This window comes from Undibacterium sp. Di27W, from assembly GCF_049340345.1.
Lineage (GTDB): Bacteria > Pseudomonadota > Gammaproteobacteria > Burkholderiales > Burkholderiaceae_D > Undibacterium.
In genome coordinates, this window is record NZ_JBMPOS010000011.1 from 38409 (window position 1) to 54068 (window position 15660).

Consider the following 15660-nt stretch of genomic DNA (forward strand, 5'->3'; position numbering starts at 1 on the left):
TCTATTAATATTTCCAGTTGATGGCAACACTGCCGTTTCTTGGCGCAGCATAATAGCCCTGGTCCCAGTACAGGCTGGTCAGGTATTTCTTATTGCTGACATTGTTCAGGTTTGCTGAAACGCTCAAATTTTGGCTGATATCGTAGCGCGCCATCAGGTTCAAATTGGCATAACTGGCCTGGCGAATAACGATGCCCTCACCACCATCACGGAAGGTATCGGCCTGCCAGTTGAGGCTGGCACCTACCCTGGCTTGCATCAGGAAAGGTAGTTGATAAGTCGTTGACAGACGCAGTAATTTCCTTGGCACATAGGTTTTAACGTCTTTATCATTACTATCTTTGATACTGAGCTGGGTGTAACCAGCGCTGAAGTTCCAGCCTTTTGACAACTCACCACTGGCCTCGAGTTCAAAACCCTGTGATTGCGCATCTATGCCACGATAGTAAGCTTTGGTGCCTGTCATGCCCGCTTGTTCTGCAGCATTGTTTTGCTGGATTCTGAACACAGCACCAGACAAATTGAGTTTGCGATCGAACAGCTCAGTCTTGATGCCCAGCTCATCGCCCTTGCCTTTGATGGGGTCCAGGGTCCTGCCACTCACATCCACTTCACTTTGGGGATTGAATATCTCAGTATGACTGGCGTAGATCGAGGTATTCGGCGCCAGATCGTATACAACACCGATATAAGGCGTGGTATTGCGGGCAGATTTCTGGCTACTGACGCCATAAGAGGTGCCTGTGCTTTGTGCCTTGGTCAGGTTGACGCCAGTAATCAGTTTGAACTGATCCGCCAGATTGAAGCGGGAAGCAATAAATACAGTCTTGCGCGTATCTTCATAGTCACTGCCTTCCATAGAAGCATTGAATGCTGGTTCAGGGTAATTGCCTGTCCAGTTAGTGATGTCAGGTAAAGCTGTGCCTATGCCAACGCCATAATGAGACACATCGTTCATTTTGGATTTTGACCAGTTGAGGCCAAAACTCAAGTCATGCTGACGCCCTGCCAGGCTGAATTTACCTGTGGCATACAGATCAAACAAGGTTTGTGAATTGTCGGCATTGTACAGGGATGGATAGCTATATAAGCCCAGACCTGTTTTGCGATCAGGTGTGCCATAAACATAAAATAACTTGGAATCTGCCTTTACTTTATTGTGACTGAGTACAGATTTGATTTGCCAGTCGCTATTCAGTTGATGACTCAACTCCAGAAAGCTGCGGTCATCCTGCGTCACCCAGCGCGACCAGTCAGCCGCTGTACTGGTCGATGTCCTGTAATTGGTCGGGCTGCCATCTGTGAAATACAAAGGCAAGGCTCCCCACATACCACCTTTGGCATCATTCTTTTGATGTGCATGACCAAGCGTCAGCATCGTCGCATCACTCAGATTGGCTTCGATTACACCGTAGACTATGGTTTTTTCAGGAGAATAACGGTCCAGATAAGAATCACCTGCTTGCTTCGCAACAACGATGCGGCCAGCAACAGTGCCTGCGGCATTCAGCGTGCCTGAGACATCAGCATCCAGCCTGCGGGTATTCCATGAACTCAAGGTCAAGCCTGTAGAAGCCTGGAACTGATAAGTTGGTCGCTTGCGTATGAAATTGACAGTGGCAGAGGGATTGCCAGTGGCTGACATCAAACCATTTGCGCCACGCACGATATCTATCCTGTCATAGATCGCCGTATCAATATCCCCGGCTACATTACCAGTGGTGAACGGCATGCCCATGCCATCGAACTGGAAATTGGTGATATCAAAACCGCGCGCCATGTAATAAGTGCGATCGGTTTCTACCTTCTCTACCGATACACCAGTGGTATTGGCCAGCACCTCATTGATATTGACTTGCTTGAAATCATCCATCTTGGCACGTGTCACTACCGAGATGGACTGTGGTGTTTCACGCAAAGAGAGGTCAAGCTTGGTAGCAGAACTACTTTTCCTCGCTGTATATGCGCCCGTCTTTTCTGTACTAGCTTCATTAGTCAGCGCCCCCTTTACCACTACCTCAGGTAATTCGGACTCAGCAGCGTTTGCTTCTGCAGCATATACATTGTGTGATGCACTTAAAGCGACAGCAAGGGCAAGTGCCATGGGATGTAAACGAAATGACTTGGTATTATCGTTATAAAGAGAGGACAAGCGGTTTTGCGAAAGCATGAAATAGCCTTGAGAGTGATTGCCTATGCAGAGACAGCAATCTCCAGCACCGGCCCAAATTGAAAAAACAAGATGGGCGGATTGTACTTAAACTATTTTGTAAATGCAAATCATTCTCATTTGTTTTAAATATTGTAAATGACAAGCCATTTTATTGATGATCGTGATAATCCGTTTCCCCCATCTTCCAGTAACCTGTTGCATGAACATTGCCCATGCTGATACGTGGCTCTTCACGCAAATGCTGGCGTATGCGCTTGGTTAACATGGACTCTGCCCCTATGAAGACCTGCGCCAAACCAGCAGGGAATTCTGCCTCGCGCAATGCCTGCAATAAATGCTTGCCGCTATTGATGCTCTCGTCCTGGCGATAGACCCATATCACGCTAACATCGGCGATAGCGTGGTAAGACTGCTGCTCGGCCTCATTTTCAATTTCCATGAAAGCCATGACCTTCACGCCAGCGGGCAAAGACTCTATGGCCGATAAAATCGCGGGTATCGCCGTCGCGTCTCCGACAAATAATTGCCAGGCACTCTCAGCCTGATAGTGATAACCGGCGCGTGGCCCGCCTATTTCTATTTGTGCACCAGGCTGGACTTCGCTGGCCCAGGTAGCCGCAATGCCTGAGCCGTGCAAGATAAAATCGATAGACATCGTGCTAGACTCAGCATGGTAATGTCTGACTGTGTATGCGCGCCCTTCTACATCCTCTTGTCCGGGTACAGTAAAAAACAGTTTCATTGCATGCGCAGGGATTTCTATCCTCAAACCCTCTAGTGCTGATACATCCAGCGTAATGCGTTGCATTTTTGGCGTGATGCGCTGGGTATCGATCACCGTGGCCATGCCACGTACCAAAGGGGGGCGATGTATGTTCATACGTTTCCTCAATAAAATAGATGGTCTCAATGGACATCACTGCTGCCGCCATCCTGAAAGCAATCCAGAACGGGCACTGAAGACCTGAAAATCTTAATTAATGCTGGTGTTTATAGGGAGATACTCTCAAGCCCGTCTACCAGCAGGTGGGGTATGCCCTGGCTGCATGCCTCAACCCTGGCGCGCACGCCATAGGCAGCAGACAGCAAGGCAGGAGTTAACACTTCCCTGGGCTTGCCACTCGCCAGCAAGCGACCGTCTTTGATAACCAGTACATGGTCGGTGTGGCGTAAAGCGATATTGATGTCATGCAGGACGATTAGTGTCGTCATATTCCTGGCGATGGTTTCACTGCGCACCAGGTCCATGACATGAAATTGATAATTCAAATCCAGAGCTGATAAAGGCTCATCCAGCAGCAATACCTGGGGATGTCTTACTAGGGCCTGCGCCAATCCCACCAGCTGACGTTGCCCACCGGAGAGCTGATCCAGAAATTGCATGGCAAGATGGGCAATGCCAAGTCGCGTCAGTAAATCCAGAACCATGGGGATATCGCGCTGTGCCTTAGCTTTGTCAGTAAACACATATGATGCGTTCGCTGCAGCCAGCACTGATTCCAGCACAGTCAGGTGCAATGCCTCAGGCAAGTTTTGCGGCAAATACACTATCCGCTGCACAGTGGCATCCGCTTGATTAACTGGTTGCTCATGCTCATCAAACGCAATCTTGCCGGTTGATTTGATCAACCCAGCCAGGGCTTTCAAGAGGCTGGACTTGCCGCAGCCATTGGCACCTAGTACGGCGATCAATTGCCCGGACGGCAAAGCATCCACAGACAGATCGTGGATGATTTCACGCTTGCCGTAATACACATGGAGATTTTGTAAGCTCAAACCACTCATCGCCCCTGCCCCCGCATGCTGAATACGATCAGCAGGAAAAATGGAATGCCAACCAGAGCTGTGACTATGCCTACCGGTATGATGACGCCAGGAATAATATTCTTGGAGGCGACAGATGCCATGGACAAAATCGCCCCACCTATCAAGGCAGATGCAGGCAGATAAAATCGATGGTCTTCACCTACGAATCGTCTCGCTATATGTGGCGCAACCAGGCCAATAAAGCCTATTGTACCGACGAAGGCAACGGCAGTCGCAGACAGCAGGCTGACACGTATCAACACTCCCAGGCGCAGGCGTTTGACGCTCACACCAAAACTGGCAGCACGCTCTTCCCCCAATCTGAATGCAGTCATTTTCCAGGCATTGGCCATGGCAAAAGGCAGCAATACAACGAACAAGGCAAAAAGTATCCCGACCTTGACCCAGGTCGCTTGCGTCAGGCTGCCCATGGTCCAGAACACCACGCCTTGCAAGGCGTCAGCACTGGCGACAAATTGCAATAAGGAGAGCAAGGCATTGAAACTGAAAACCAGTGCAATGCCAAATAACACAACACCAGAGGCTGGCATACCACCCCAACGGGTGACAGCATCCAGCATGACGGCACTTAAAACCGCAAATAAAAAAGCATTGCTGGAAATGATCCAGGTGGGGGAAATACCAGGGATGCTGATATTCAAGACTATCGCCATGGCCGCACCAAAAGCCGCAGCAGATGAGATACCCAAAGTGAACGGGCTGGCCAATGGATTATTTAATATGGTCTGTATTTCAGCGCCAGCCAGCCCCAGTGACAAACCTACGGCTACGGCAATCAAGGCATATGGCAGACGCAATTCCCATACGATGACCTGAGTCGTCGCATCCACTTCATTTGGATGTATCAAGGCCTGAAACAAGCCAGACAAACTGAGCCCTGATGGCCCTAGCGTAAAATCAACCAGTAGAGTCGTTACAATGAGAACTATCAAAGTGACAAGTATGATGACACGCTTGTATAACTGACGCTGGTAAGCCAGTGTCACTTCATTCGCGCTTGCAGGCAAAACACTTTGCATCATGGTGCCGACTTCAAGGTGGCAACTGGCTGGCCCGGAACTTGCTGCCTGGCCTGGGCCTCGATCCAAAAAGTGCCGCCTGGCTCTATCGCCAAAAATTGTTGATGCATATCGCGCCATGTCTGTTGCGGATCAAGTTTTTCAAACAAGCCTGGATGCTGCCATTTGGCCATGGCTTGCAACAAGGCCATGTGATAAGGCGTGACATAGAAATGATGCCAGGCACCAAATACCTGATTATTTTTCACTGCATTCAAGCGCGAGAGTTGCAAGCGATGAGCCACAACTTGCAGGCTTGCCAGCGCCTGCTCAGGTTGTACTTCTGAACCCATCTTCACGCCAGCCTTGTCCTGAGGCGCACCAGTACCAGTTGCCATATAAAGCGCAGGTTGCTGGGCCAGCAGGTGCTCCATATTGACTTCGCCCATCGTGTCTTTCAGCCAAGGGGTAGCGATATTGATGCCACCTGCTGCCGTCACGAACTCCCCTATGCCAGTATTGCCTGCGGAGGTAATGTTTTCTATCATGCCTGCCCGCAAGTCGACAAAGACATGAGGCTTTTTGTTCTCGGGTATTTTGCTGACAACGGCACTGACTTTCTTCAGATTGTCTTCGTAAAAACGGATGAATTTTTCTGCCTGTTCTTCACGCTGCAAGGCCTTGCCCATCAGGCGTAAGCTGGGTATGGTGTTGCGCAAGGCGGCATTTCTAAAGTCGACGAACAACACTGGCACTTTGGCTGCCTGCAATTGCGTGACTATCTCATTATGTGTACTTGGACCGTGACCAGAAATACTTAAGATCACAATATCCGGCTTAAGTGCCAATACTTTTTCAGCGCTGACGGTGTTCTCTGTCGTCTTTCCGATCAGGGAAATTTGCTCTATCGCCGGAAACAAACGGCGATACTGGGCAAAGCTTTGAGGATCCAGCAAGCGAAAATCCCCTTGCCAGCCGACCAGACGATCTATAGGTTTTTTACCTTCCAGTAAAGCTAATGCATAAAACAGGCGCCCCTCACCCAAAACTATGCGATTGACTTTAGCTGGCAAACTGACCTGGCGTCCCGCCATATCCGTCACCATGGTTTGTGCCAGCACTGTTTGCTGGCAGCAGAACAAGGTCGAAAAAAGCAGGAGCAACAAAGACAATTTTGAGCGTAAACAAAAAGCTGCTTTGGCAAGGCCCAAGCTTATTTTCAACAGAATTTTCATCATACTTCTCAAACAATAAGAAAAACAAATTCCCGCTTGCGCGGGAATATTGACTACAGATTAAATACAGTAAGCCGCATTAAATTTTCCAGGCCAGGGAAATGCGCAGATCGCGACCTATTTCAGGCAAAGCTGCTACAGCACTCCAGCGTGGATGATAGCCAAAGCTGCTTTGGTCGTAATAGAATTTATTGAGCACGTTCTTGACGCTGAAGGTAACAGTAAAGTCATCTTTCCCGGTTGGCAGCCAATGTGCATACAAATCATGCACGCCATAGCCAGGCTTGGTAGCGCTGCCTTCAGGAACAAAACTCAATTTTTCCACAAAGCGGCCTGTCCAGCCAAATTTCAGCGCTGGATTTGGCAAGGCATAATCAAGTTGTGCCACCCAGGTACGGGAAGAAGCATTCCCCAGCAGGAAGGCATCGCCGCTCGATAAAGGTGAGCCATTCAGCTCTGGCTTGGAATGGGATACACCAAGGCTGCCCGACCATTGTTGCTCTTGCAAACCTATGCTGGCATTGTAGCCACGCACTTTGACATTGCCCATATTGTCGCGATAATCATCGTAACCTATGTAATTCGCAATCTTTTGCTCAAAAATACTGCCATTGATCTGCCAGCCGGCACTCTTCCATTGCACACCAAACTCAGTGTTTTGCGCCTTCTCTGGATTGATGGAGACATCATTATCCTGATATTGCTTGAGGAAAGGTTCGACGATGCCGACTCCACGCAAAGCACGGGCATGACTGAGACGGAGAGTCAAGCCATCGCTAGGAATAAATTCCAGGTTGACACTAGGGGAAACTCCACTGGAATCAAACTTTTGACGCTTCATGTCGGTATAGCTGTACTTGTCATAGCGTGCACCCAGACCCAGCATCCATTGCGCACCCAATACCATGTCGTCTTGCAGATACACGCCACTGACCTTGGCTTTTTCATCGTTCAGGGACACGCCAGCAACCCTGGATAAACCAGTATCCTTTTTATAGTCAAAGCCATAGCTCAGTTTATGATCACCAAGGCGCGAGACATTACTCAGGTTAAAGCCCTGCGTCTTGGTACCCAGGCGCTCTTCATCACTACTACCCTTTTGCAACTGTATGATGTTTTCATTGTTATAGACTGTCGCATGCAGGGACAATAAGGGATTGCCAGGAGCATAATCATAATTGGCTGTCGTTGATTGCCTGGACATACGCTGCTGTTGCGCAGGATTGATCGCCGTCACCAGCATATTGGTACGCTGGTTGCGCAAGCCCTCATCTTCATTTTTGTCATAAGACAATTGAAAACGATGTCCGCCATCTATCTTGCCATTCAATTTCAAGAAACTTGATGAGGTATCGATGGCCGTATTGGCGACGGTATTGCCATGACCATCTTTATAGTCACTGCTTTTCAATACAGTCTGGCTGAAAATCAAATCCAGATCATCCGTCAAACGGCCATAGACAGTGCCGCTGAACTTGCTACCCTTGTTCACTGTTTGATAGCCACCTTTCAACAAAGCACCAAAGCGCTCACCATTGCTCAGCAAATCGCTGGCATTTTTTGTCGTAAAGCGGACTGCACCCGCCAAGGCACCAGGGCCAGCTGTGGCCGCACCTGTGCCAGCTTCTATCTCTACCCGCTTGATCAGCTCAGGCTCTATCATGACTTGCCCGGCATGGTGATAGGCAGACTCAGGCTGGCTGGCACCGTCAATCGTGATGGTCAGCATGCGTTCTGCAATGCCATGCACATAAATTTTTTGCGCGATTGGCAAGCCACCGCCGCCCAGACTCACTTCTGGCGTTTGCTTGAACAAGTCTTGCAGACTATTCGCCTGCTCTACTTCTATGCGCTTGGCATTGACTGTTGTATTGGTTTCATTGCCACGTTTGGCAGTGATTTGTACTTGTTCCAACTGATTTTTGGCTGCAGCTTCAGTCTGAGCTTGTGTATTTACTGCAAAACCCAAGGCCAGGAGCATGACCATAGGTTTCAAGCGAGGAGAAATGGAAGGAGTGATCTTGGACATGGATATAGTGCGCAATTTGCTACGTTAAGTGTGACTTGATGATTAATGTGGATATAAGCATGAGCTGCAAAAAGATAAACCCTTGATTTTCCCCCAGAAAATCACGTCAGCTTCAATCTGAGTCTCAATTGATAATGATTTGCATTTACATTCTCAGTTTGCTATTGTTCCACACCTGAACAGAAAAAACCTTTGCGCAAGCAAGAAATTTCTTTGCTAAAACACTTTTCATAGAGTCTGGTTGTAAATACATGAATCATTCCGAGACGAAATCTGAACAAGTCGTCAAGCGACATGAATTGACCCGGCAATCTGAGCGTGTTGTCAAAAATCACCAGATAACCAATCCACAGGTATCTGCCGACCATCCTGTCTTGAAAGGGCGAGTCAGCTTTCAGGAACTCCGTCCTGGGCTAGTACTGCATACCTCAGATGTACAAGACCTGTACCCCATGTCCACCCAGGCAGAACTGGATGCAGGCATGACCCTGGTACTGGTGCTGGATGGCAGCGCCGATATTACCTATGGCAAACGCCGCTTCGCCTTTGGCCCTAAACCGGACTCCAATGGCAAAATGCAAAGAGAGGCGGCACTGGTCAGTTTTGCGGAACCAGAACTATTTAAACGTCGCTCACAACGTGGGGGCTTTGAACGCACGGTAACCCTGGGGGTATCTCCCGAATGGCTGGCGGATAGCGGACTCAGCAATGTCGAAGGCCATACATCGCTGGATATTTTCAGTCGCACACATCTGAATACCGAGTTTTGGGCACCGTCGATGCGCATGCAGTCCCTGGCAGAGCAAATCCTGACACCTGCAGCGCTGGAACCCGTCATGCATCACCTGTTTCTTGAGAGTCGCGCCATAGAAATTTTAAGTGAAGCTTTTACTTCCGTTCATAGCAGATTTGCTTCCGCACATGCTTCGGTAATGAGGCAGCAAAGCTTGCGCCCCAAAGAGCAACAACGCGTGGCACGCCTTCACGACTTCATCAATAGCGGTGAGGCAGATACCTTGAGCATGACTGAAATCGCCAGACAAATGGGCGTGAATGCCAACACTTTGCAAAAACAATTCAAGATCGCTTATGGCGCGAGCATCTTTGAATATATGAAAGAACGCCGCATGCAAATTGCCTACACGGCCTTGTTGAAGCAGGGTATTAGCATCAGTGCAGCAGCCCAGCTCGCTGGCTATCAAAACCCGGCAAATTTCTCAACAGCATTCAAGGCAAGATTTGACACCCCTCCGAAAAATGTGCGAAACAGCACGATTCGGGAGCGGCAAATGGGCTTGCAATGAACACCAGTGAAGAGTTTTGCTGTTAGCGACCTGGTCTATAGAAACTTTCCAATCCGTCGCTTACCGTCGCGTGAGATAAAAACCTGGGCAGATTGGCAATGATGCGTGCCATTAGCGATGGTCGAATAGATCTCTGCCCTTTCATGTCAAATTGAAGCCAAGACTTGCCAAGTCTATGGCGATAGCCTCCCCTATTCCTGAACTTGCACCTATTATCAATGCCACATGTTTTTTTGCATGGCGTTCAGCTTTCGCAGGATAGAATCCTGGAAATTAGCGACAGGGGTAAAACGATGAGGTGATTTATCAATATTGTCATGGTCAATAAGATCATTGAAACGAAATAATTAGTTACTCATATTTACCCAGATGGAGTTTATCAAAATGGTAAACTCATGCTTTAGTTGTGATTTCTCAACATGAGAAAGTATTTGGCTTTTCTTGCCAAAATTTAGCCTATATTAAGTGACCTTTCTCTTATAGATTTTTTATGCAATCGTTTAGTAGCACCGACACGGTAACAAACCCAGAAATTTTGTATGGCGAGGAAAGACTTGATTTCATACGAGAGGAAATCCTTGCAGATTTATTAGAGGCAAGCGCGTCTGCGTTTCCTGACAAGATTGCACTGATTTCTGGTGATCAGTCCGTCAGCTATGGTCAATTGAACGCTGATGCAAATCGTGTTGCTTCTGTCCTGATTTCAGCGGGCGTGCGCCCCGGACATATTATTGGCCTGTGGTTGCCGCGTGGCATACATCTGCTGATTATGCAGGCAGCCATTGCTAAATCTGGCGCAGCCTGGTTACCTTTTGATGCAGATACTCCGATAGATAGAATTGCTGTTTGCCTTAATGATGCTGCTGCTTTTGGCATCTTGAGTTGCCAGGCGTTTGAGCCGCACTTGGCAGAGCTACCTTGCCAGAAATGGCTGGCCGAAACAGCCTTGCTCGATGCCGGGCAAAGCATGTCAAAACGTGGTCCCGTAAAAGGCAGTGACCCTGCTTATGTCATTTACACCTCAGGTTCGACTGGCAAGCCCAAGGGCATTCTGGTAAATCAAGCCAGCATTTGTCATTTTTTGCGTAGTGAAAATCATGTCTTGGGCATACGCCATGAAGATCGCGTGTATCAGGGGTTTTCACTGGCATTTGATATGTCATTTGAAGAAATCTGGATAAGTTACCTTGTTGGCGCAAGCTTATGGCTGGCACCAAAAGAAATTACTGCAGACCCGGATGCCTTGCCGCTGGCTTTGAATGAAAACCGCATCAGTGTTTTACACGCCGTCCCTACCCTGCTCGCTTTATTCAGCCATGAGGTAGATAGCCTGCGCCTGATTAATCTTGGTGGTGAGATGTGTCCCGAGGTTTTGGTCACGCGCTGGTCACGCCCTGGGCGGCAAATGTTTAATACCTATGGACCGACGGAAGCCAGTGTGTCGGCAAGTCTGGCACAGTTACAAGCAGGTCAGCCTGTCAATATCGGCAAACCTTTGCCGAATTATTCCTTGCTGGTGATTGCGACCGATATTGAAAATGGTTTGCGCCTCTTGCCCGCAGGTGAAACGGGGGAACTATGTATTTCGGGGCCAGGCGTAGCAATTGGTTATCTGGGACGCCCGGATTTGACAGCTGAAAAATTCTTGTCAAACCCCTGGGCTAGAAATGCTCATGAAGCCAGGCTGTATCGCACTGGTGACCTGGCTTGCTTTAATCCAGATGGCAGTGTGCAATGTCTGGGGCGAGCCGATGATCAGGTGAAGATCCGTGGTTTCAGGGTTGAGCTTGGCGAGATTGAAACGGTGTTAGCCAAACAAGCGGGTGTAGGCGCAGTAGCGGTAGTCTTGCGCAAGGATGATGAGATCGATCAGATCGTGGCTTTCATCGTCAATGATCAATTGCCAGCAGATGCAGAGGCTGCCGCTTTTGCCCAGCATGCGGCAGCTTTACGGACAGAACTTGGCAGGGTCTTGCCGGTATATATGGTGCCGGGCAGGTTTGAATATCTGCCTGAAATGCCCAGGCTGACTTCAGGAAAAATAGATCGCAATACGTTAAAAAAAATAGGCTTGGCCAAACAGGCTGCCAACAATGAGTCGGATGCACCAGAAACCGAGACTGAACTTGTACTATTTGAGGCTCTGGCCAGTCTTTTTCCAGGACAAGCAATACGACGCACGTCGGACTTTTTTACAGACTTGGGCGGCCATTCTTTGATGGCAGCAAAATTAGTATCCATATTACGCAAACATCCACGTTTTGCCTATTTCAGGATCAGTGATATTTATACGCATCGCTATATCGCCAAGATGCTGGAAGTACTGGAAGCCACAGCCCCAAGTCAGGATGCTGCTGCGGCGGCGAGCCAGTCCAGTTGGACCACGGCTCCTGAATGGAAACGCTGGTTTTGTGGTATCGGCCAGGCTGCAGCCATTCCCTGGCTGGTGGCCATGCGCATGGTGCAATGGCTGGCGCCGTTTTTTGCCTATCATTTCTTTACCGGTGATCCTGAAGATTCCATTGCAAGAGCCGTATTTTTATCGGTCGGTGTTTTCTTATTATTGACAGTGACAGAATTTGCGATTGCCATTGCGGGTAAGTGGCTGATAGCAGGTCGCTTGAAGGCCGGCCGCTATCCTCTATGGGGATGGACATATTATCGTTGGTGGCTGGCTGACAGATTGGTGGAAGCTGCACCAACTTACATGCTGAGTGGTTCGTCTTTGTATAGCTGGTGGTTACGTGCGCTGGGGGCAAAGGTAGGTTCTGATGTCGTCATAGGCTCCATGACCTTGCGTGCTCCGGATTTGCTGCACATAGGCGATCGCTGCAGTATAGGCAATGCCAGTAATTTTGAGAACGCCAGAGTGCAACACGGAGAACTCATACTGGGCAGCATAACACTTGAGGATGATGCTTATGCAGGCTCCTACGCTGTACTGGAAGGTAATGTTCATATAGAAGCTGGCGGCCATCTGGATGGACAGTCTGCCTTAAGTGCGGGGCAGCGCATACCAAAATCGAGAATCTGGAAAGGATCGCCAGCCAAAGACATAGGTGCGTTTGATGCATCAATTTTTCCGCCAAGACCGACGGCATCACGTTTGCGTCTGGTCGGTGAAACTATATTTTTTGTGTTTGGTTCTCTGTTAATCAGCGCCCTGTTTTTCATGCCGGTTTTCCCCAGCTTTGTGACCATAGACTGGTTTGATAATTCTGAATTATTTCCTGGTTTACAAAGTAACTCTGTCATTTTCCAGCTGGCGAAGTATTTCCTCCTGGCCTTCCCGGCCACTGCTGTCTTGATTGTCTGCACGGCGCTGTTGTCTGCTGGTATACGCTGGAGTATTTTGCCGACTTTAAAGCAAGGGCAATATCCTGTGCACGGTAATACTTACTGTGGAAAATGGCTGGTCAATCAGATACAGGAGTCCAGCCTGAATGTGTTGCATGGTGTTTATGCCACAGTTTATGCACCTTTCTGGTATCGCCTGCTGGGTGCAAAAGTCGGGCGTGGTGCCGAAATTTCTACTGCCCTGGGGGTGGTCCCGGATATGTTAACTCTGGGCGATGAAACCTTTATTGCTGATGCCGTATTGTTGGGTGACGAGCAAATAGATTGTGGCTGGATGAGCATGCATCCCACCATTATTTCGCGCCGCAGTTTTGTCGGTAATGGGGCATATATACCGGATGGCACGATTTTGCCTGAAAACGTCCTGATAGGCGTTCACACCAGTGCCCCAAGTAATGCGCAAATGCATGAAGGCGACACTTGGCTGGGTTCACCGGCCATCCATTTGCCTGCCCGCGAAGAGACCAAGGGGTTCCCGGAAAACCTGACCTTCCGCCCATCCATTGTTCGGCGTCTGGGGCGTGGCCTCATTGAGGCTTTCCGCATCATCGCACCGCATGCCATGGTGATTGCGGTTGGTTATACTATCGTTCTGGACTTGATGCCCTTGGCCGGGGATGATCGCTGGAACGAAGTTTTGTATTACCTCGTCGTTGCAGGCTTGCTGTACGGTATAGGCAGTTTTGCTTTTGTACTGTGCTTGAAATGGCTATTGATTTTCCGTTACAAAAAGAGCAGCGTACCTATGTGGACGCCCTTTGTATGGATCTCGGAAGGTATCACCAATTTGTACGAAGGCATAGCTGTACCCAACTTCATGCGTTATTTGCGTGGCACCCCCTGGCTGCCATTGGTATTCAACCTGCTGGGCTGCAAAATCGGGCGTGGCGTATATATGGATACCACTGATATCACCGAGTTTGACTGCGTTAGTATAGGTGACTATAGCGAAATCAATGCACTCGCCTGCCCGCAGACACATCTGTTTGAAGACCGTGTCATGAAAATTGATCATGTCATTATTGGTGAGCGCGTGTACATGGGCCCGCGTAGCTCGGTTTTGTATAGCGCTGTGGTGGCAGATGGTGCCAGCCTTGGCGCGATGACACTGGTCATGAAGGGTGAATACATTCCAGCCAATTCCAGTTGGCATGGTTGTCCTGCCGCCATGACAGGCGTTTGATTTATGTCAAGCTGACTTGCCTTTCACCGAATGGCAAGTCAGGCTTGAGCTAATCTGCAGACTTTGCGCGCAATGGATCGTCCAGCTGCGACCAGGCTGTTCTGCCATCCTTTATATTAATTATTTCCTGTTGCTGATTTAATTCACATGAGGGATAGCGCACAGATGCCAACAAAATAGCCTGTCATGATGTGGCTCACGCTCAGCAGGTTCGCCGGACTTGCGCGAAAATAATCAAGAACATAAGCGCTGACATGACACAATACCCAAAAAAATTTGCGCAAAACCCATCTCCACCAAGAGTGAAGAAAACGATACGCATAGAGTTGGCTAAATCCACGATGATTGCGATTGTTGCAGTTGTCTTGGGGTTTGCACTGATCTCTCAGTTGATCCCAGTCATCTTTGTATTGATCACTGCGCTTATGCTGGTCGGCACGCTCAATCCTGCAGTAGCCTGGCTGGAACGCCATAAAATTCGCCGTTTTACCAGTATAGTCATCATATTTGCTGTATTGATGGTGGTTTTGGTAGCTCTGGCGGTTTTTACAGTGCCACCATTTATTGCCCAAGTTGTCAGCCTTGTTCAGCAGGAGCCGGAATTACGAGGTCGCCTGATCAAGTTTTTAGCTGCCTATCCTCTCACGGAATCCCTGGCAGATGGTTTGAAGCATATACAGTATGCCGCGCTATTCAAATCCTATAGTAGCGAAGCAATGGCTTTTTCGAGAGGTTTTTTCGAAATTATTGCGTATGGCGCAGGTTCATTTTTTCTTGCCTTGTACATCATGATAGACCGTGACCGCTTGCGTGGTGCTTTGTTTGCCGTAATCCCGCGCGCCCACCACATCAAATTGGCGCGCATCATGCTCAATCTTGAGACCATCGTTGGTGGTTATGTACGCGGCCAAGTCCTGACTTGCGCCATGATGGCCGTCTTTCTGTTTGTTTTACTCTCTGCCTGTGGCGTACCTAATGCGATAGCAATTGCGGCTTTCGGCGGGATTGTGGATGTGCTGCCTTTTGTTGGCATTTTCCTCACCATGTTACCTGCAGTGCTGGCAGCCCTGGCTATTGGTGGCGTCGCGGCGACGGTGGTTTTTGTATTATTGCTTTGCTATGAAGAGTTTGAAAGCAGAGTATTGATACCCATAGTATATGGGCGTGCATTGCGCTTGCCATCATCGATAGTTCTATTCGCCTTGATCGCTGGTGGCACACTGTACGGTATCGGCGGTGCGCTACTCGCCTTGCCCGTTGCAGCGACCCTGCTCATGCTTATTGATGAACTGAAAGTTGAATTGCCAGGTGAAAGTCCGCAACCCAAGGACTTGGCTGTGCAACAAGATGATATCGTTGGCGAGGCCGAATACCTGCGACGCACGAATGGCATGCCCGCAGAGGAGGCAGCAGGAATCGCCCTTGAAATTTCTGGAGATAGAAAACTCAATGAAGAGGATAAAACCTCAGACAATTCTATTTCGCTTGAGAATGTAGTGGGAAACGTGCTTGAAAATAATTGAGTTGGCGCCGCTGAACAAGTTTGTTAATGCA

Annotated in this window: 9 protein-coding genes; 3 read left to right on the forward strand and 6 right to left on the reverse strand. The window is 48.9% G+C overall.

Annotated elements, in window-relative coordinates; translation table 11 throughout:
- Positions 1-4 precede the first annotated feature (4 nt).
- From ACO0LF_RS20710 to ACO0LF_RS20735, 6 genes are all read right to left on the reverse strand, one after another.
- A complete protein-coding gene (locus ACO0LF_RS20710) occupies positions 5-2170 on the reverse strand; it encodes a TonB-dependent siderophore receptor (protein WP_423017447.1) in 2166 nt (721 codons plus the stop codon).
- Positions 2171-2321: 151 nt separating this feature from the next.
- Positions 2322-3053 (reverse strand): siderophore-interacting protein, encoded by a 732-nt coding sequence (locus tag ACO0LF_RS20715; RefSeq protein ID WP_423017449.1) that lies wholly within the window; start codon positions 3051-3053, stop codon positions 2322-2324.
- Between the two features lie 110 nt (positions 3054-3163).
- The gene (locus ACO0LF_RS20720; RefSeq protein ID WP_423017451.1) at positions 3164-3958 is read right to left on the reverse strand and encodes an ABC transporter ATP-binding protein; all 795 of its coding nucleotides are present in this window, start codon (positions 3956-3958) and stop codon (positions 3164-3166) included.
- Entirely contained in the window at positions 3955-5022 is a 1068-nt protein-coding gene (locus tag ACO0LF_RS20725; protein ID WP_423017453.1) for a FecCD family ABC transporter permease, read from the reverse strand. Before ACO0LF_RS20725 ends, ACO0LF_RS20720 begins: the two co-directional genes overlap by 4 nt.
- Complete coding sequence (locus ACO0LF_RS20730) at positions 5019-6119, reverse strand: ABC transporter substrate-binding protein (RefSeq protein ID WP_423017455.1); 1101 nt, start codon at positions 6117-6119, stop codon at positions 5019-5021. Before ACO0LF_RS20730 ends, ACO0LF_RS20725 begins: the two co-directional genes overlap by 4 nt.
- Before the next feature lie 193 nt (positions 6120-6312).
- Positions 6313-8262 (reverse strand): TonB-dependent receptor domain-containing protein, encoded by a 1950-nt coding sequence (locus ACO0LF_RS20735; protein ID WP_423017457.1) that lies wholly within the window; start codon positions 8260-8262, stop codon positions 6313-6315.
- 251 nt (positions 8263-8513) lie between these two features.
- Here ACO0LF_RS20735 and ACO0LF_RS20740 point away from each other — a divergent pair, with 251 nt between their 5' ends.
- The 3 genes from ACO0LF_RS20740 (at position 8514) to ACO0LF_RS20750 (ending at position 15629) form a co-directional block, all read left to right on the forward strand.
- Complete coding sequence (locus ACO0LF_RS20740) at positions 8514-9566, forward strand: helix-turn-helix domain-containing protein (protein WP_423017459.1); 1053 nt, start codon at positions 8514-8516, stop codon at positions 9564-9566.
- A gap of 490 nt (positions 9567-10056) precedes the next feature.
- Positions 10057-14106, forward strand: a complete 4050-nt coding sequence (locus tag ACO0LF_RS20745) for a Pls/PosA family non-ribosomal peptide synthetase (protein WP_423017461.1) — start codon at positions 10057-10059, stop codon at positions 14104-14106.
- 254 nt (positions 14107-14360) lie between these two features.
- On the forward strand, positions 14361-15629 hold the full coding sequence (locus ACO0LF_RS20750; RefSeq protein ID WP_423017463.1) for an AI-2E family transporter: 1269 nt from the start codon (positions 14361-14363) through the stop codon (positions 15627-15629).
- The last annotated feature ends 31 nt before the right edge of the window (positions 15630-15660 follow it).

Bases quoted from the DNA above. Each gene is read 5' to 3' on its own strand.
- ACO0LF_RS20715 (WP_423017449.1), bottom strand. From the start codon at position 3,053: ATGAACATACATCGCCCCCCTTTGGTACGTGGCATGGCCACGGTGATC.
- ACO0LF_RS20710 (WP_423017447.1), bottom strand. From the start codon at position 2,170: ATGCTTTCGCAAAACCGCTTGTCCTCTCTTTATAACGATAATACCAAG.
- ACO0LF_RS20725 (WP_423017453.1), bottom strand. From the start codon at position 5,022: ATGATGCAAAGTGTTTTGCCTGCAAGCGCGAATGAAGTGACACTGGCT.
- ACO0LF_RS20750 (WP_423017463.1), top strand. From the start codon at position 14,361: ATGACACAATACCCAAAAAAATTTGCGCAAAACCCATCTCCACCAAGA.
- ACO0LF_RS20740 (WP_423017459.1), top strand. From the start codon at position 8,514: ATGAATCATTCCGAGACGAAATCTGAACAAGTCGTCAAGCGACATGAA.
- ACO0LF_RS20745 (WP_423017461.1), top strand. From the start codon at position 10,057: ATGCAATCGTTTAGTAGCACCGACACGGTAACAAACCCAGAAATTTTG.
- ACO0LF_RS20735 (WP_423017457.1), bottom strand. From the start codon at position 8,262: ATGTCCAAGATCACTCCTTCCATTTCTCCTCGCTTGAAACCTATGGTC.
- ACO0LF_RS20720 (WP_423017451.1), bottom strand. From the start codon at position 3,958: ATGAGTGGTTTGAGCTTACAAAATCTCCATGTGTATTACGGCAAGCGT.